This is a genomic window from Pseudomonas sp. NPDC087626 (assembly GCF_044743405.1).
Taxonomy (GTDB): domain Bacteria; phylum Pseudomonadota; class Gammaproteobacteria; order Pseudomonadales; family Pseudomonadaceae; genus Aquipseudomonas.
In genome coordinates, this window is record NZ_JBIUWJ010000020.1 from 60,110 (window position 1) to 78,582 (window position 18,473).

Here is an 18,473-nt window from a genome sequence, read left to right on the forward strand (position 1 = left end):
AACAAGAGAAAAAAAGGAGCTTCACTGATGAAACTGAGCAACTCCGCCCTGTTGGCCCTGGCCATCAGCAGCATCACCGCAACCGCGTATGCCGAACCCCAGAGCCAGGCGTTCAACCCGGTGACGGTCAATACCAGCAATGCTCAATCCGAGGCCACCGGATTCATCGAAGGCCAGACGATTAGCGGCAGTACCCGTAACTGGTACTCCAACGAACAACTCAAGCGTGGCGGCAAGTTCGCCTACAAGAAAAATGGTGTATCGACCCCCACCGATCGCCGGATCAACTGGGTCCAGGGCACCATCCTCAAGTACAACTCCGGCTTCACCCAGGGCACCGTCGGTTTCAGCACCGAGCTGGCGGCCTACAACGCAGTCGCGCTGGAACGTGATCGGGAAAACCTGGCCTCCAACAACGGCGGCGCTCCCGGCACTCGTCCTGGCGCCGGCAACAACCGGACCCTGACCAAAGAAGGCGGCGACGCCCAGGGGCAATGGAGCAAACTGGGCCTGGCCAACGTCAAGGCCCGCATCTCCAACACCACTCTGACTGCCGGGCGCATGAACTTCAGCAGCCCGCAAGTCGACGTCATCAGCAACCGTGCCCTGCCTTCGAGCTTCCAGGGCGTGGCCTTGCACAGTGAAGAGCTGAGCAACCTGGCCTTCGACGTGGCCACCTTCGATCGCAACTCGCCGCGTACCGAAGAAAGCCTGAGCAAATTCCGCTCCGAGTACGGCGCCATCGATGCCGAAGCCGATCACGTCAACACCGCAGGCATCAGCTACTCGCCGTTCGCCAGCCTGACCACCAGCCTCTGGGCCACCCAGGCCGAAGACATCTGGAACCAGTACTACTTCGGCGCCACCCACGTACTGGGCGACAGTTCGGTGCTGAGCCTGACTACCGGCCTGAACTACTACAAGACCCAGGAAGAAGGCAAAGCCAAGCTGGGCGACATCGACAACGACACCTACTCCCTGTCGTTCGGCCTGACCCACCAGGCTCACACCCTGACCTTCTCCTACCAGGAAGTGAACGGTAACGAGTACTTCGACTACCTGCACGAAACCAACGGCATCTACCTGGCCAACTCCCTGCTGTCGGACTTCAACGGCCCGAACGAGAAATCCTTCCAGGTTTCCTATGGCCTGAACATGGCCGAGTACGGCGTACCGGGTCTCAAGTTCAACATCTACCAGGCACGCGGTTGGGGCATCGACGGCACCCACTACACCGGCACCGGCTATGACGGCATCCAGTCGCAAGACGGCGAACACCACTATGAATATGGGATTGGCAGCACTTACGCCATTCAAAGCGGTCCGCTGAAAGCCACCACCGTTCGCGCCACCTACACCGCACACCGGGCGAGCGAAAACCAGGCTGACGGCAGCATCAACGAATTCCGCCTGGTTACCACCATTCCGTTCAACGTCCTCTAAGGCGTGACAACCGCGGGGCCGATTCGACGAATCGGCCCCAACGACTAATCTGGCTCATGGAATACGGAGGGTTTATATGAAGATGCTTCCCTTGCGTGCGGTGGTCGCAGCCACCGTGCTGATGACAGCCATCGGTGCTTCGGCCAAACCCTTGGTGGTCTGCACCGAAGCCAGCCCGGAAGGTTTCGACCCGGTGCTCTACACCACCGCCGTAACGGCCGACGCAGCGGCGGAAACCCTGTTCAATCGGCTGGTGGATTTCAAGCCCGGTACCGCGCAGATCCAGCCGGCCCTGGCCGAAAGCTGGGAGATCAGCCCGGACGGCCTGCAATATACTTTCCACCTGCGCCCCGGCGTCGCGTTCCACACGACCGACTATTTCAAACCGACGCGCACACTCAATGCCGACGACGTGGTCTGGAGCTTCCAGCGTCAACTGGACCCCAACCACCCTTGGCACAAGCAATCTGCCGTCGGCTTTCCATACTTTGAAAGCATGGATTTCCAGAACCTGCTCAAGGCTGTCGAAAGAGTCGACGAGATGACTGTCAGGTTCACCCTGAACCGCCCTGAAGCTCCGTTCCTGCTGGACCTGGGCATGGCGTTCACCTCTATTCACTCGGCCGAGTACGCGGCGTTATTGCAAAAGGCCGACAAAATGGCCGACCTCAACAGCAAGCCGATCGGCACCGGTCCGTTCATCTTCCAGCGCTACGCCAAGGATGCCCAGGTCCGCTACAAGGCCAACCCGCAGTACTTCCGTGGCAAGCCGCCGGCTGATCCGTTGATTTTTGCCATCACCCCGGACAACAACACCCGCCTGCAAAAACTCAAGGCCAATGAGTGCCAGGTAGCGCTCTACCCTAAACCCGACGATGTCCCGAGCATCCAGGCCGACCCGGCCCTGAAAATCGCCACCATCGCGGCGATGTCCACCGGCTATACCGCGATCAACACCAGTCACAAATACCTGAGCGATGTGCGGGTGCGCCGTGCCATCGAGTTGGCCCTGGACAAACAGACCTATGTCGACACCCTGTACGGCAAGGGCAACGCGATTGCCGCGGTCAACCCCTACCCACCCGCGCTGCTGGGCTATAACACCACGCTGAAGAACCCGCCCCTGGACCTCGACCAGGCGCGTGCGCTGCTCAAGGAAGCCGGTGTTCCGCCAGGCACAGTGTTCACCCTGTACACCCGCAACGCCGGTGGCCCGACCAACCCGAACCCGCAACTGGGCGCCCAGTTGATCCAGGCAGACCTGGCCAAGGTCGGTATCACCATCGACATCCGTGTCATGGAGTGGGCGGAGATGCTCAAGCGTGCGAAGAAAGGCGAACACGACATGGTGTCTGCCGGCTGGAGCGGCGACAACGGTGACCCGGATAACTTCCTCGGTCCGCTGCTGAGTTGCGAAGCCGCCAAAAACGGCGAAAACTACAGCCGCTGGTGCAACCCGCAATTCCAGGCGCTGATCACCCAGGCTCGGGCCACGATCGATACTGCCGAACGCGCCGCTCTCTATGAAAAAGCCCTGGTTATCCTGCACGACGAAGTGGTGTGGGTCGATCAGGCTCATCCCAAGATGTTTACCGCCCTGCGCAAGAACGTCGACGGTTACTACATGAACCCGCTGACCACCAATAACTTCGCCACCACCCAGGTGAAGTAGAAAAAACGCCGGCCACAGCCCGATCCTGGGCTGACCGGTACGCCTAACCGGCTGATGAGGTACACCAGAAGATGTTTAGTTTTATTGCCCGCCGACTGGGGTTGTTGATCCCCACCTTTTTCGGCATCACCCTGCTGACTTTCGCGTTGATTCGCATGATTCCTGGCGACCCTGTGGAAGTCATGATGGGCGAACGCCGGGTCGACCCCGAAATGCACGCTCAGGCAATGGAACGCCTTGGCCTGAACAAGCCGCTGTATGCCCAGTACCTGGACTACATCGGCAAACTGGCCCAGGGCGACCTCGGTGAATCGCTGCGCACCCGTGAAAGTGTCTGGAGCGAGTTCACTTCGCTGTTCCCCGCGACCCTCGAACTGTCCATGGCTGCCCTGCTGTTCGCCGGGATCCTCGGTTTGCTGGCCGGGGTGATCGCGGCCCTCAAGCGCGGATCGCTGTTCGACCATGGGGTGATGGGCATCTCCCTGGCCGGGTATTCGATGCCGATCTTCTGGTGGGGCCTGATCCTGATCATGTTCTTCTCGGTGTCCCTGGGCTGGACCCCGGTTTCCGGGCGGATCGACCTGCTCTACGACATCGAGCCGGTCACCGGTTTCATGCTGATCGACACCCTGCTGGCCGATGACACGGGCGCATTCCTCGACGCCCTGCACCACCTGATCCTGCCGGCCATCGTGCTCGGCACCATTCCGCTGGCGGTGATTGCGCGGATGACCCGCTCCTCGATGCTCGAAGTGCTGCGCGAAGACTACATCCGCACCGCACGGGCCAAAGGCCTGTCGCCGTCGCGCGTGGTGTTCGTGCACGGCCTGCGCAACGCGCTGATCCCGGTACTGACCGTGGTCGGCCTGCAGGTCGGCACGCTGCTGGCCGGTGCGGTCCTGACCGAGACCATCTTCTCCTGGCCCGGCATCGGCAAATGGCTGATCGAAGCCATCGGCGCCCGGGACTACCCCGTCGTACAAAACGGCATCCTGCTGATCGCCTGCCTGGTGATCCTGGTCAACTTCGTGGTGGACATCCTCTACGGCTTTGCCAACCCACGCATCCGTCATCAGCGCTGAGATCATTACCCATGAGTACTCCAACACCCTCGGTAGCAGTCGATCAAAGCCTGCTGTATCCGTCCCCGTACAAAGAATTCTGGCAAGCGTTCTCCAAAAACAAAGGCGCCGTTGCCGGCCTGATGTTCATGTTGCTGGTGATCTTCTGCGCGATCTTCGCGCCCTGGGTTGCCCCGCATAACCCCAGCGAGCAGTACCGCGACTTCCTGCTGACCCCGCCGGCCTGGCTCGAAGGCGGGCAACTGCAGTTCCTGCTCGGCACCGATGAACTGGGGCGCGACCTGCTGTCGCGCTTGATCCAGGGTTCGCGCCTGTCGCTGATGATCGGCTTGTCGTCGGTGGTGATGTCGTTGATCCCGGGGATCCTGCTGGGCCTGTTCGCCGGCTTCTTCCCGCGGCTTCTAGGCCCGACCATCATGCGCCTGATGGACATCATGCTGGCCCTGCCCTCCTTGCTGCTGGCCGTGGCGATTGTCGCCATCCTCGGCCCTGGCCTGATCAACACCGTGATCGCCATCGCCATCGTGTCCCTGCCGTCCTACGTGCGCCTGACCCGCGCCGCGGTGATGGGCGAGCTGAACCGTGACTACGTGACGGCCGCACGCCTGGCCGGTGCCGGCCTGCCCCGCCTGATGTTCATCACCGTGCTGCCCAACTGCATGGCTCCGCTGATCGTCCAGGCAACCCTGAGTTTTTCCTCGGCGATTCTCGATGCCGCCGCCCTGGGCTTCCTCGGCCTCGGCGTGCAACCGCCAACCCCTGAGTGGGGCACCATGCTGGCCTCGGCCCGCGACTACATCGAACGCGCCTGGTGGGTGGTAAGCCTGCCTGGCTTGACCATTTTGCTCAGCGTGCTGGCAATCAACTTGATGGGCGACGGCCTGCGCGATGCGCTGGACCCGAAACTCAAGAACGCCGCCTGAGGAGATTCCCATGTCACTGTTAGAAATCAACAATCTCAACGTGCGTTTCGGCGACAAGACCGCCGTTCCGGTGGTCGACGGCCTCGACATTAGCGTGGACAAGGGCGAAGTCCTGGCCATCGTTGGCGAGTCGGGGTCGGGTAAATCGGTGACCATGATGGCGCTGATGGGCCTGATCGAGCACCCCGGTATCGTCACCGCCGACGCCCTGAACTTCGACGGCAAGAACATGCTCAAGCTGAGCAACCGGCAGCGGCGGCAGATCGTCGGCAAAGACCTGGCCATGGTCTTCCAGGACCCGATGACCGCGCTGAACCCGAGCTACACCGTCGGTTTCCAGATTGAAGAAGTGCTGCGCCTGCACCTGAAAATGTCCGGCCGCGCGGCGCGCAAGCGTGCCATCGAACTGCTGGAAAAAGTCGAGATTCCCGGTGCCGCCAGCCGCATGGACGCCTACCCGCACCAGCTCTCCGGCGGCATGAGCCAACGCGTGGCGATCGCCATGGCAATTGCCGGCGAACCCAAGCTGCTGATCGCCGACGAACCGACCACCGCCCTCGACGTGACCATTCAGGCGCAGATCATGGACCTGCTGCTGGCCCTGCAGAAAGAGCAGAACATGGGCCTGGTGCTGATCACCCACGACCTCGCCGTGGTAGCCGAAACCGCCCAGCGCGTGTGCGTGATGTACGCCGGCCAAGCGGTGGAAGTCGGCCAGGTGCCGCAGCTGTTCGACATTCCCGCGCACCCGTACAGCGAAGCCCTGCTCAAGGCGATTCCGGAACACAGCCTGGGTGAATCGCGCCTGGCCACGCTGCCGGGTATCGTTCCCGGCCGTTACGACCGCCCGCAGGGTTGCCTGCTGTCGCCACGCTGCCCCTACGTGCAGGACAACTGCCGCGCCCAACGCCCGGCCCTCGATCCGAAAAGCAACAGCCTCGCTCGCTGCTTCTATCCTTTGAATCAGGAGGTGGCGTAATGGCCGTCGTTCTCACCGCCCGTGACCTGACCCGTCACTACGAAGTCTCCCGCGGCCTGTTCAAGGGCCACGCCACCGTGCGTGCGCTCAACGGCGTATCGTTCGAACTGGAAGCCGGCAAGACCCTGGCCGTGGTCGGCGAATCCGGTTGTGGCAAGTCGACCCTGGCCCGCGCCCTGACGCTGATCGAAGAGCCGTCTTCCGGCTCGTTGAAAATCGCCGGCCAGGAAGTCACCGGGGCCAACAAGGCCGAGCGCAAGCAGTTGCGCAAAGACGTGCAGATGGTGTTCCAGAGCCCGTACGCGTCGCTCAACCCGCGGCAGAAAATCGGTGACCAATTGGCCGAGCCGCTGCTGATCAACACCAACCTCTCGGCCAGCGAGCGGCGCGACAAAGTCCAGGCGATGATGAAGCAGGTCGGCCTGCGTCCCGAGCACTACCAGCGTTATCCGCACATGTTTTCCGGTGGTCAGCGCCAGCGGATCGCCCTCGCCCGGGCAATGATGCTGCAACCGAAAGTGCTGGTGGCGGACGAACCGACCTCGGCGCTGGACGTATCGATCCAGGCCCAGGTGCTGAACCTGTTCATGGACCTGCAGCAGGAATTCAACACCGCCTATGTGTTCATCTCCCACAACCTGGCGGTGGTCCGCCATGTGGCCGACCACGTGATGGTGATGTACCTCGGCCGTCCGGTGGAAATGGGCCCCAAAGAGGACATCTACACCCGCCCGCTGCACCCCTACACCCAGGCCCTGCTGTCGGCCACACCGACCATCCACCCGGACCCGGACAAACCGAAAATCAAGATCGTCGGCGAGTTGCCCAACCCGCTGAACCCACCGTCCGGCTGCGCCTTCCACAAGCGCTGCCCGTACGCCACCGAGCGTTGTAGCAGTGAAGAGCCGGCCTTGCGTTTGCTCGACAGCCGCCAGGTAGCGTGTCATTACGCCGAGCAATTTCTCGAGGGGGCGGCCTGACAAACTACTGCACAGGTACCTGCGGGGGCCTACTCGCGATGGCGCAGTGTCAGTCACAATCAATGTCGACTGATCCACCGCCATCGCGAGCTCGCTCCTACAGAGTAATTTCAACCCAACCAGAAAAAACAGGCCGGCCGGTAGGCCGCCTCGCCCGCCTTTACCACTCAGGCCGACTGTCAGGTCGCCGTGCTCTGGCTTTTGATCTTGATCCACCCGCCCCTTCGGCAGGCTGAGCGAAGGTGTCCATCAGGGGGGAGGCGCGTAGCGCCGTGCGGCGAAGCCGCATGCATCGAGAGGAGGTGCAGCGAAGCAAACCGTAGGCGATGCCCCCTGATGGGCACCGCAGCGAAGGTACCCCGAGCCTTAGCGAGGGGCCGAACGCTGGGGCAAGACTTTTTGGGTACTTTGGGCTGGGCCGGCACTCCGGCGTTTGACAAAAGTGCCTCGCCGTAAGGGCGAAACCCTAAGCCGCCATCACCGCAGCAACGGATATACCCCCAAATCGCAGCCTTCAGCAGCTCCCACAAAAGATTGGAGCAATGACGAGCTACGTCTGGCTATCACCCTCATCCGCATCATCGCTATCCGGCTCGTCGGTGGTCGAGTCATCGTCGCCCGCGCTACCTCCCTGGCCCTTGTCCCCCGGCTCGGATTCGGACTTGGCCAGCATCAATCCGCCGTCTCCGACCTGATCGCTCGACACCTGCTCACCATGGCGAGTGCACTCAGCCCACGCCGAAGACATACCCACCGACAGCAACAGCAACACCTTAAGCAACAGCACACTGCGTTGAAAAATGCTCATAGCCGATTCCATCCTTTCAGGGAGAGCCTGGCGGCGACGAACCCAATCGCCATGGCGTTGGCTGCAATCTAGTTGTGATCGGTCGGGTTCTCCAGATAGGACGCTGACTAAAGCCTGGAAATGCCACATCCTTCCAGATTGGTTGTGAATAACAGTTAGAGCCAATCCAGCTAAGCTCGCGCAGCAACAAAAAACCCCGCGGCTTTCGCAACGGGGTTTTGGGTGTGACGGTTCAGCGCTTAGTGGTGTTCACGGGTCGCGCGGAATTTCACGTCTGGCCAGCGCTCTTCCATCAGCGCCAGATTGACCCGGGTCGGGGCCAGGTAGGTCAGGTGACCACCGCCGTCGACCGCGAGGTTTTCCACGGCCTTGACGCTGAACTCTTCAAGCTTCTTCTTATCGCTGCAATCGATCCAGCGCGCGGACCACACGGTGATCGGCTCGTAGGCGCACTCGACCTTGTATTCCTCTTTCAGGCGGCTGGCGACCACATCGAACTGCAGGACACCCACGGCGCCAAGGATGATGTCGTTGCTGCGCTCCGGGAAGAACACCTGGGTGGCGCCCTCTTCGGCCAGTTGCTGCAGGCCCTGGCGCAGTTGCTTGGATTTCAGCGGGTCCTTCAGGCGTACGCGGCGGAACAGTTCCGGGGCGAAGTGCGGGATACCGGTGAACCCCAGGGCTTCGCCTTCGGTGAAGGTGTCGCCGATCTGGATGGTGCCGTGGTTGTGCAGGCCGATGATGTCGCCGGCAAACGCTTCTTCCAGTTGCTCGCGCTCGGAGGAGAAGAAGGTCAGCGCATCGCCGATCCGCACGTCCTTGCCGGTGCGCACGTGGCGCATCTTCATGCCTTTTTCGTACTTGCCGGAGCAGATGCGCATGAAGGCAATTCGGTCGCGGTGCTTGGGGTCCATGTTCGCCTGGATCTTGAACACGAAGCCGGTGAATTTCTCTTCCACCGGTTCCACGGTCCGCTCGTTGGCAACCCGGGCCAGCGGTTTTGGCGCCCAGTTGACCACGGCGTCGAGCACGTGATCGACACCGAAGTTGCCCAGCGCAGTACCGAAAAACACCGGCGTCAGCTGGCCGTCCAGGAACTCCTGCTGGTTGAACTCGTGGCAGGCGCCCTGCACCAGTTCGAGCTGTTCGACGAAGCGGTCGTACTCGTCACCCAGGTGATCGCGAGCCTCATCGGAGTCGAGCTTCTCGATGATCTTGACTTCGGTCCGCTCGTGGCCGTGGCCCGCGGTGTAGACGATGATGTAGTCGTCGGCGAGGTGATACACGCCTTTGAAGTCGCGGTAGCAACCGATCGGCCAGGTGATCGGCGCAGCCTTGATTTTCAGGACCGCCTCGATTTCGTCGAGCAGTTCGATCGGGTCGCGGATGTCACGGTCGAGTTTGTTGATGAAGCTGACGATCGGCGTGTCACGCAGCCGGCAGACGTCCATCAGGGCGATGGTCCGTGGTTCTACACCCTTACCGCCGTCGAGGACCATCAAGGCCGAGTCGACTGCCGTCAGGGTACGGTAGGTATCTTCGGAGAAGTCTTCGTGGCCCGGGGTGTCGAGCAGGTTGATCATGTGATCGCGATACGGAAACTGCATGACCGACGTGGTAATCGAAATACCCCGCTGCTTTTCCATTTCCATCCAGTCGGAGGTGGCATGGCGGTCGGATTTGCGAGATTTCACCGTGCCGGCAACCGCAATCGCCTTGCCCATCAGCAAGAGCTTCTCGGTGATGGTGGTCTTACCCGCATCGGGGTGGGAAATAATGGCGAAAGTGCGGCGTTTCGCGACTTCGGCGGCCTGTTTGGTCATGGGAAATCGCCTGGCAGGTGATTCAAAAAAGGGCGGCGATTATAGCCCAAGTTGAACCCAGAACCGAACCGTTGAGCACATTAAGGGTGGCCAAATGCTGCCTAAGATGGGAACCTTTTAAAGCGTAGAGACGTCCACTCCCCTGTTACGACCTTTCGTCAGGGGCTGAAATATCTGCAAGTCAGCCTGACGAGGCTGTGCTCATGGCTCGACCTCATGCCGTTTTGCCGGCATTGGCGAGCTGCTTTTCGCGAACACCTTCCCGGCAGCCAGGCATGGCGTTGCCACACGGGAAGTGTGCGCCGACTGAAATAAAGGAGTCCGCCTGTGGCTATTCGCTATGGCAAAGGGCTGATAGGGGGAGCGGTTGTCGTCGCCCTCCTGGCCCTGCTGATCCACTGGATCGGCATCAACACGATCGAACTGTACCGCGACGATTTGTTGTTTTACCTGCAAGCTCACCTGATCCTCGTCCTCGCTTCCATGCTGGCCGCCCTTGTCGTGGGCATCCCTGCCGGCATCCTGCTCAGCCGCCCGACCCTGGTCGGACGCGCCGAACGCTTCATGCAAATCTTCAACATCGGCAACACCGTCCCACCCCTGGCCGTACTGGCCATCGCCCTGGGGATCCTCGGGATCGGCAGCGGCCCTGCCATCTTCGCCCTCTTCCTCGCCTCCCTCCTGCCCATCGTGCGCAATACCTACGAGGGCCTGAAAAACGTCCAGGGTTCACTCAAGGAAGCCGCCGTCGGCATCGGCATGACCCCGCGCCAAGTGCTCTGGCGGGTCGAACTGCCGAACGCCGTGCCGATCATCATCGGTGGCGTGCGAGTAGCACTGGCGATCAACGTCGGTACCGCGCCCCTGGCGTTCCTGATCGGCGCCAACAGTCTGGGCAGCCTGATTTTCCCCGGCATTGCCCTGAACAACCAGCCGCAACTGATCCTCGGCGCGGCGTGTACCGCCCTGCTGGCATTGCTGTTGGACGGTCTGGTGACACTGAGCAGCCGCCTCTGGCTGGAACGCGGGTTACCCCAGTCCTAACCCGGCTGAGCGAAGGAATCACGATGAAATTACCAAGCTTGTTACTGGGCTGCGTCCTGCTGTGCGCAGGATTTGCCCAGGCCGCCGAAAAACCCCTGATCCGCATCGGCGCACGGGTCTTCACCGAGCAGACCCTGCTCGCCGAAATCACCGCCCAATACCTGCGCGCCAAGGGCTACAACGCCCAGGTCACCGGCGGCCTGGGCAGCAACCTGGCCCGCAGCGCCCAGGAAACCGGGCAACTGGACATGGTCTGGGAATACACCGGGGTCTCCCTGGTGTCCTACAACCACGTCACGGAAAAGCTCGACAGCCAGCAGTCCCTGGCCCGGGTCACTGAACTGGATGCGAAGAAGGGCCTGACCTGGCTCTCGCCGTCGAAATTCAGCAACACCTACGCCCTGGCACTGCCCGAGAAAATCGCTGCGCAGTTCCCCGAGGTCAACAGCATCAGCGAGCTGAACACGGCGCTGCGCAATCAGGCCGAGGACAACCCGCTGGTGGCCCTGGACACCGAGTTCGCCAACCGTTCCGACGGCCTGGCAGGCATGGTCGAGCGCTATGACATGGACCTGACCCGGCGCAACATCCGCCAGATGGACGCGGGCCTGGTCTACACCGCACTGCGCAATGGCCAGGTGTTTGCCGGCCTGGTGTACACCACCGACGGGCGCCTGAGTGCGTTCAAACTCAAGTTGCTCAAAGACGACAAGCATTACTTCCCCGACTACACCGCCGCCCCCGTGGTGCGCCAGGTGTACCTCGACGCCCATCCGCAACTGGCTGGCCAACTCAAGCCGCTGGCCGATCTGTTCGATGACGAGACCATGCGCCAGCTCAATGCCCGGGTCGACGTCAATCATGAAAGCCCGTCGGCCGTGGCCGCAGACTTCCTGCGCCAGCACCCACAGCTTTCGAACAACTGAACCGGAGGAAAAGCCATGGATTTCCTGAACGCCTTTTCCCACCTGGACTGGCCACTTGTCCTGCACCTGACCTGGCAACACATCACCCTGGTCGGGATTGCCGTGACCCTGGCGATTGTCGTCGGCGTGCCTCTGGGCATTGTGATGACTCGCTTTCCGGCACTGGCCGGCCCGCTACAGGCCAGCGCCACCGTGCTGCTGACCGTGCCCTCGATTGCCCTGTTCGGCCTGCTGCTGCCGTTCTATTCGAAGTTCGGCCAGGGCCTGGGACCGATGCCGGCGATTACCGCGGTGTTCCTGTACTCCCTGCTGCCGATCATGCGTAACACCTACCTGGCGCTGACCGGCGTCGAACCGGGTATTCGCGAAGCAGCCCGGGGCATCGGCATGACATTCGGCCAGCGCCTGCGCATGGTCGAACTGCCGATCGCGGTGCCGGTGATTCTCGCCGGTGTGCGCACCGCCGTGGTGATGAACATCGGGGTGATGACCATCGCCGCGACCATCGGCGCCGGCGGCCTGGGCGTACTCATTCTCGCCTCCATCAGCCGCAGCGACATGTCGATGCTGATTGTCGGCGCGGTCCTGGTCAGTGTGCTGGCCATCTTCGCCGACCTGCTCTTGCAATGGCTGCAACGCTCGCTGACTCCAAAAGGACTCCTGAAATGATCGAACTTCAAAACCTCAGCAAAACCTTCCGCAGCAACGGCAAAGACGTCAAAGCCGTGGACTCGGTAAGCCTGACCGTCAATGAAGGCGAAATCTGCGTGTTCCTCGGGCCATCGGGCTGCGGCAAAAGCACCACGCTGAAGATGATCAACCGCCTGATCAAACCGACCTCGGGCAAGATCCTGATCAACGGCGAAGACACCACCGACCTCGACGCAGTGACCCTGCGCCGCAACATCGGCTATGTGATCCAGCAGATCGGTCTGTTCCCCAACATGACCATCGAGGAGAACATCACCGTGGTCCCGCGCCTGCTCGGCTGGGACAAACAGAAGTGCCACGACCGCGCCCGCGAGTTGATGAGCATGATCAAGCTCGAACCCAAGCAGTACCTGCACCGCTATCCGCGTGAACTGTCCGGTGGCCAGCAGCAGCGCATCGGCGTGATCCGCGCGCTGGCCGCCGATGCCCCGTTGCTGCTGATGGACGAACCCTTCGGCGCAGTCGACCCGATCAACCGCGAGATGATCCAGAACGAATTCTTCGAGATGCAGCGGGCGCTGAACAAGACGGTGATCATGGTCAGCCATGACATCGACGAAGCGATCAAGCTGGGGGACAAGATCGCCATCTTCCGCGCCGGCAAGCTGTTGCAGATCGACCACCCGGACACCTTGCTCGCCCACCCGGCGGACGACTTTGTCAGCAACTTCGTGGGCCAGGACAGCACCCTCAAGCGCCTGCTGCTGGTCAAGGCCGAAGACGCCGCGGACAACGCCCCGTCCGTGAGCCCGGAGACCCCGGTGGCCGATGCGCTGGAGTTGATGGACGAACACGACCGCCGCTATGTGGTCGTCACCTGTGCCGAAAACAAGGCCCTGGGCTACGTACGTCGCCGCGACCTGCACCGCCAGGGCGGCTCATGTGGCCAGTATCTGCGCGAGTTCAACGCCACAGCAGCCTACGATGAGCACCTGCGCATCCTGCTGTCGCGCATGTACGAGTTCAACCGCTCGTGGCTGCCGGTGCTGGATGCGGAACGGGTGTTCCTCGGCGAAGTGACCCAGGAATCGATTGCCGAGTACCTGAGCTCCGGCAAGTCCCGTGGCGGCAAGACCAGCATTGTGTCGCCGGCCGAGACTGCGTTGGCCTGACAAAAAATAACTGTAGGAGCGAGCTTGCTCGCGATGCACTCGATGGCACCACAGGGTACCAGGCTCCACGCGTTATCGTTGACGTCCATCGCGAGCAAGCTCGCTCCTACAAGTATTCAAATCTCCCTCTTGGAGGAACATCACACTGTCATGCAGGTCGGTTACATCAGTAGCTGTCCGGGACCGCACGACGGAAGCGTGCAAAAACGCGACATTTTTTGTTGATCTCAAGCCCCTCACGCCCTAAAGTTCGCGCCGAACGTCCATGCTGGAAACGATCCATCCGGCTCAAGTACTGACGACGAGACAGCAAGGCCAAGGGACGCAGGTGATCCCATGGCCTTTTTGCTTTCGGCGACATGCCTTGGGAAGTAGGCGAACCAAAGTGGGGATACGGAGGACGTTCATTTGCACCCATTGTTAATTTCAGTTTGCCAGTAGGAGTTCCCAGCATGTCGATCAACGTCGAAGACTATTTCGCGCGCGCCACTTTTGACAAAATGAAGGCGTTCGCCGACAAACAAGAAACCCCGTTCGTGGTGATCGACACCGCGATGATCAGCCAGGCCTACGATGACCTGCGCGCCGGTTTCGAATTCGCCAAAGTCTATTACGCGGTCAAGGCCAACCCGGCCGTCGAGATCATCGACCTGCTCAAGTCCAAAGGTTCGAGCTTTGACATCGCGTCGATCTACGAGCTGGACAAGGTGATGGACCGTGGCGTCAGCGCCGACCGCATCAGCTACGGCAACACCATCAAGAAATCCAAGGACATCCGCTACTTCTACGAGAAGGGCGTGCGCCTGTTCTCCACCGACTCCGAAGCCGACCTGCGCAACATCGCCAAGGCTGCACCGGGTTCAAAAGTCTATGTGCGGATTCTCACCGAAGGCTCGACCACGGCTGACTGGCCTTTGTCGCGCAAGTTCGGCTGCCAGACCGACATGGCCATGGACCTGCTGATCCTGGCTCGTGACCTGGGCCTGGTGCCGTACGGTATTTCGTTCCACGTCGGTTCGCAGCAACGCGACATCAGCGTCTGGGACGCTGCGATCGCCAAGGTCAAAGTGATCTTCGAGCGCCTGAAGGAAGAGGACGGTATCGAGCTCAAGCTGATCAATATGGGCGGTGGCTTCCCGGCCAACTACATCACCCGCACCAACAGCCTGGAAACCTATGCCGAGGAAATCATCCGCTTCCTCAAGGAAGACTTCGGTGATGACTTGCCGGAAATCATCCTGGAGCCGGGCCGTTCGTTGATCGCCAACGCCGGCATCCTGGTCAGTGAAGTTGTACTGGTCGCGCGTAAATCCCGTACCGCAGTAGAGCGCTGGGTGTACACGGACGTGGGCAAGTTCTCCGGTCTGATCGAAACCATGGACGAAGCCATCAAGTTCCCGATCTGGACCGAGAAGAAAGGTGAGATGGAAGAAGTGGTGATCGCTGGCCCAACCTGCGACAGCGCCGACATCATGTACGAAAACTACAAGTACGGCCTGCCGCTGAACCTGGCCATCGGTGACCGCCTGTACTGGTTGTCCACCGGCGCCTACACCACCAGCTACAGCGCCGTCGAGTTCAATGGCTTCCCACCGTTGAAGTCGTTCTACGTGTAAGTATCTGCAGTAATGAAAAAGGTCCATGTCAATGGACCTTTTTTTATTTCCTCAACCACAATTCAATGTGATTCAACATGCTCAGGAGTTCTTCAGCATTCTCCTGAGCAGCAGCCAGCTTCACATTCAGTCTTCCCACGGTCGTCATGTCATCTTTTTGCGTGAGCTCGACTCGTGCACTGTCAAAACGCAGGCTGAGCTCCTCAAAAAAACCTCCCATCCAGACACCCAATAACTCCATCCGCCTGAAGAGAGCCATTACGTCGGCCTCATACTCCCTTGCCTTGATCAGAGGATCAGCGCTGGAATACTCGATATCCCAGAGAGGGGTCGTGTCATCTTCCCTGAACAGCTCTGGGGCCACGCTCGGTTGTGCATGACATTCACAGGTGCGATAACCCATTGCCCTGGTGAATATCGATTTCAGCCCAAAGGAATGCTCGCATACGTCTTGAACGATCTTCTCGACTGGAATCATGTCCCCCTTACCCGCAAAAAACAGGTTACCCAAACCGTAAACCAAGCCCTGGATGGTCCGAGGAACAGAGGCGTTCCAGATCGGCGAGCGAACCAGGCTGAAGTTGCCAAGAACCACCCCGTCGATCGGCTCGCGTCGAGACGTCCGAGCAGTGAACGCTAAAACCTCTTCCCTGAATGTCACCAGTGCCCCTATATAAGCAGCGGCGCAATCCCTCAGGTCTGCAACGCGCTTCCACAGCCCTTGCAGATTTCGCTCATCCCAAGTGACATGATTCAGACGCGAGTCGTAGGGTAAACCTGTCCGCTGATGACCGCTTTTTGCTCGCCGAACAAAGAGCAGATTGACTTTGTCATGTGTCGAAACGACCGTAGAGAGGAAAAAGGTATAACGATCCAGTGTGCGACGCTGACCACTGACAAACGTGTAGACAGCCATATGCATACCCCCTTGAAGCGGAGGATGTCTGACCCACCCTCCGGCTGTGTATTTACAGCGTCAGTGACTTCAAATAGTTGATGTCCTGTTTAATCTCGGCAATCGCAAACTCGACCCGAGCCTCGACAGGTTCCGCCTCATTCTCGGTAAACTTGCGGGACAGGCTCTCAAAGTAAACGAGCAAAGCGGAGAATTCAGCCACATAGCCCGAGCGTTCCTCATCGACTTTATCCAGTGCTTGCAACAACTCGATTTGTCCATCAGCACGCTCAACATCACTGCTACATTTTCTCGCTTGATCCTTCAGCTCGGCCAATCTCGCTTTGAGCCTGTTCAGCTCCGCAACCATATTCAGATAGGAGACGGTCGTCCCGATATTCTCGATTAAGTTTTTCAACGTATCGATGGCAAACATGACAACTTTAACTTGCGGGGGAGTCATTCCCAGCTCCATCACCTTATCCTTCGACAACTCCATTTGCTCGCCAAGTTTTTCGATGCCTGCCTTGGCGATCAAGTCAATACCATCAGACACCGACTTAATCTTTGGCTCCAACTCATCCCGCTGCTTTTCCAGGACAGCCTGACGTTCTTCGGCATACTTGCGCTCAACGTGCACCTCCTTCGCCAACTGCGCCGAATCATCCCGACTGTAGGGCCCCAGCAGCTTTTTATTGAGGCTCTTCAGTTTGTCGAATTGCCCAGTGAGCTGGTCAGATAATTTCTTCAACTCCTTTTGCATATCTGTACGAACTTCGTCGGCATCGGCGGGCGATTCAACTTCCTCCTGCAACCCCCCCAACTTCTTTTGTGATTGTTGCAGATGAATAATCGTCGTATCACTGATCACCCGCAAGTTGGCCGTAGCCTGGCTTGCAGCGAGTGTCAGCCCTTGGATTTTTTCAACGCTGCCCTGTTGATAACTCCAGCGTTCGAACAGCATCTGCGCGGTAATATTGGCATCCTGGATTTGAGCGTTAGCGGCACGCAACTTAACAACATTGAATATTGAAATATCCGACTCAGCAAACGACCTGAACATTCTCATACCCTCTATACCCAGCAACTGGCCGGACTCATACTCTTTATCCGCCTCTGCAAATACACCAAGCAGTTGATCCGCACTGTTTTTTATTTGACTCCAAGGCTCGACGATACTCAGCACTTGATTTTTAAATTGCCTCAGCGACAACGCATTATCGAGTAGATCTGCATCCTCTTTCGAAGCCTCGATATAGAGCGCCAGCGAATTCCACACCAACATAAGATTTTGCGTCGCAACTTCAGCCTCAATGGTCACGTCCCTGAGTTCCTGAAGATCAGTGCGTATTCGGTTCAATGAACTCAGCGTCTTGTTTTTACTGAGCATTTGCAGATTGTCGTACTGCTGAGCTTCTTTCAGGGCATTTCGTTGCTTGCGAATTTCTTCGGCTTTGACGCCAGTGTAAATACCGAGAACCAGCCCCGCGATATTGAGACTCGCCGCCGCCATGATTGCGTCCTTGACCATCGTGTCGTACTGCTTGCTGACCTGCTCAATCTCCTCCGAGCGCTCATCAATTTTCTGTTGAAGTTCCTTGATATCGCTTTGATAAGTATTCTCCGACACGGCTTTCAATCGCAGTTTGATATGCGGCAACACCTCTTCGCGCATCACGGATCCAAACTTGTCGATTTCATACCTCACCGACGTCGCCTTGGCATGGGCACTCTGTACTTTGCTTAGCATTTCATCAAGATAGCTTCTTAACTCATGTAGATCGCCCGCAGACAAATCGAGGGTAGGAAGCCCTGGATTCAGGAATTTCTGCTGGAGATACTTCTCCGGGGTATCGATACCGTGCTCTTCCAGGTAGCTCGATATTTTTTGCTCCTCGTAGATCTCGACGATTCCATTGCCAATCCGCAGAATGCTGCCAGCAAAGATCTTCAGATCAGTGCCCGTCATCATTATTTTTTCCCGCAGTGGCGACCAACTCCTGGCATGATCATAGGTTTTCCTGAACGTCACCTGGAAGTCACCGGCGGTCAGCCCCCGACTGCCAGTATCCCCTTGGCCATAGTCCAGATACACAATGACATCGTCAATTTCCACGGGAAGCGACAAGCCAAGGACTTCATACTTTCGCAAACTGACTATTTGCTCTTTAGTCAGCTGAAAGCCCGGCTCTCGATTGTATTCTTCGCCATCACCAACTGAAGCATCCACAAATAGCTTTGGCGCCAAGACTGCCGCATCAAGTATTTTATCATCCATCACTGAACTCCATTTCAGTGCCCCTACGGGCAGAATCAAATATCCTATTGTTGGCACCACTAATCTGTCATAAATCCAATAAAGATTTACCCGGGGTGCCCACCAACATTAGTACCCAACCAAGCAAACTTCCACAGAGCAAATGTTAAAAATAAACTCAACAACTGTTAGTTCAGCACAC

15 protein-coding genes are annotated in these 18,473 nt (G+C 59.0%); 11 read left to right on the forward strand and 4 right to left on the reverse strand.

The features are described from left to right. The first annotated feature begins 27 nt into the window (after nucleotides 1–27). The 6 genes from ACIOVD_RS17670 to ACIOVD_RS17695 all read left to right on the forward strand — a co-directional run bounded on the left by ACIOVD_RS17670 (nucleotide 28) and on the right by ACIOVD_RS17695 (nucleotide 7,079). On the forward strand, nucleotides 28–1,443 hold the full coding sequence (locus ACIOVD_RS17670; RefSeq protein WP_401129322.1) for an OprD family porin: 1,416 nt from the start codon (nucleotides 28–30) through the stop codon (nucleotides 1,441–1,443). Between the two features lie 76 nt (nucleotides 1,444–1,519). After that, nucleotides 1,520–3,115 carry an ABC transporter substrate-binding protein gene (locus ACIOVD_RS17675; protein WP_401129324.1) on the forward strand — a complete coding sequence of 532 codons (1,596 nt, stop codon included), beginning with the start codon at nucleotides 1,520–1,522 and terminating at the stop codon, nucleotides 3,113–3,115. A gap of 71 nt (nucleotides 3,116–3,186) precedes the next feature. Next, nucleotides 3,187–4,197, forward strand: a complete 1,011-nt coding sequence (locus ACIOVD_RS17680) for an ABC transporter permease subunit (RefSeq protein ID WP_159993744.1) — start codon at nucleotides 3,187–3,189, stop codon at nucleotides 4,195–4,197. A gap of 11 nt (nucleotides 4,198–4,208) precedes the next feature. Next, on the forward strand, nucleotides 4,209–5,120 hold the full coding sequence (locus ACIOVD_RS17685) for an ABC transporter permease subunit (RefSeq protein WP_159993742.1): 912 nt from the start codon (nucleotides 4,209–4,211) through the stop codon (nucleotides 5,118–5,120). A gap of 10 nt (nucleotides 5,121–5,130) precedes the next feature. Beyond that, entirely contained in the window at nucleotides 5,131–6,099 is a 969-nt protein-coding gene (locus tag ACIOVD_RS17690; RefSeq protein WP_159993740.1) for an ABC transporter ATP-binding protein, read from the forward strand. After that, nucleotides 6,099–7,079, forward strand: coding sequence for a peptide ABC transporter ATP-binding protein (locus tag ACIOVD_RS17695; RefSeq protein ID WP_401129327.1), 981 nt, complete (start codon nucleotides 6,099–6,101; stop codon nucleotides 7,077–7,079). The genes ACIOVD_RS17690 and ACIOVD_RS17695 overlap by 1 nt, the downstream gene beginning before the upstream one ends. A gap of 550 nt (nucleotides 7,080–7,629) precedes the next feature. Here ACIOVD_RS17695 and ACIOVD_RS17700 read toward each other — a convergent pair. After that, on the reverse strand, nucleotides 7,630–7,887 hold the full coding sequence (locus ACIOVD_RS17700; protein ID WP_401129329.1) for a hypothetical protein: 258 nt from the start codon (nucleotides 7,885–7,887) through the stop codon (nucleotides 7,630–7,632). Nucleotides 7,888–8,126: 239 nt separating this feature from the next. Then, the gene (locus tag ACIOVD_RS17705) at nucleotides 8,127–9,710 is read right to left on the reverse strand and encodes a peptide chain release factor 3 (protein WP_095169434.1); all 1,584 of its coding nucleotides are present in this window, start codon (nucleotides 9,708–9,710) and stop codon (nucleotides 8,127–8,129) included. 327 nt (nucleotides 9,711–10,037) lie between these two features. Between ACIOVD_RS17705 and ACIOVD_RS17710 the strand changes: the two genes are divergently transcribed. The 5 genes from ACIOVD_RS17710 (at nucleotide 10,038) to ACIOVD_RS17730 (ending at nucleotide 15,119) form a co-directional block, all read left to right on the forward strand. Next, nucleotides 10,038–10,754, forward strand: coding sequence for an ABC transporter permease (locus ACIOVD_RS17710; RefSeq protein WP_095169435.1), 717 nt, complete (start codon nucleotides 10,038–10,040; stop codon nucleotides 10,752–10,754). A 23-nt stretch (nucleotides 10,755–10,777) separates the two neighbouring features. Next, the gene (locus ACIOVD_RS17715) at nucleotides 10,778–11,680 is read left to right on the forward strand and encodes a glycine betaine ABC transporter substrate-binding protein (RefSeq protein ID WP_320333642.1); all 903 of its coding nucleotides are present in this window, start codon (nucleotides 10,778–10,780) and stop codon (nucleotides 11,678–11,680) included. Nucleotides 11,681–11,695: 15 nt separating this feature from the next. Then, a complete protein-coding gene (locus tag ACIOVD_RS17720; protein WP_095169437.1) occupies nucleotides 11,696–12,349 on the forward strand; it encodes an ABC transporter permease in 654 nt (217 codons plus the stop codon). Beyond that, nucleotides 12,346–13,503: a betaine/proline/choline family ABC transporter ATP-binding protein gene (locus ACIOVD_RS17725; protein WP_095169438.1), complete on the forward strand. Its 1,158-nt coding sequence runs from the start codon at nucleotides 12,346–12,348 to the stop codon at nucleotides 13,501–13,503. Before ACIOVD_RS17720 ends, ACIOVD_RS17725 begins: the two co-directional genes overlap by 4 nt. Nucleotides 13,504–13,955: 452 nt before the next feature. Continuing rightward, nucleotides 13,956–15,119 carry a type III PLP-dependent enzyme gene (locus ACIOVD_RS17730; RefSeq protein ID WP_095169439.1) on the forward strand — a complete coding sequence of 388 codons (1,164 nt, stop codon included), beginning with the start codon at nucleotides 13,956–13,958 and terminating at the stop codon, nucleotides 15,117–15,119. A gap of 43 nt (nucleotides 15,120–15,162) precedes the next feature. Here ACIOVD_RS17730 and ACIOVD_RS17735 read toward each other — a convergent pair whose 3' ends face one another. Beyond that, nucleotides 15,163–16,035, reverse strand: a complete 873-nt coding sequence (locus tag ACIOVD_RS17735) for a hypothetical protein (protein WP_401129332.1) — start codon at nucleotides 16,033–16,035, stop codon at nucleotides 15,163–15,165. Between the two features lie 52 nt (nucleotides 16,036–16,087). Continuing rightward, on the reverse strand, nucleotides 16,088–18,292 hold the full coding sequence (locus ACIOVD_RS17740; RefSeq protein WP_401129334.1) for an alpha-xenorhabdolysin family binary toxin subunit A: 2,205 nt from the start codon (nucleotides 18,290–18,292) through the stop codon (nucleotides 16,088–16,090). Between the last annotated feature and the right edge of the window lie 181 nt (nucleotides 18,293–18,473).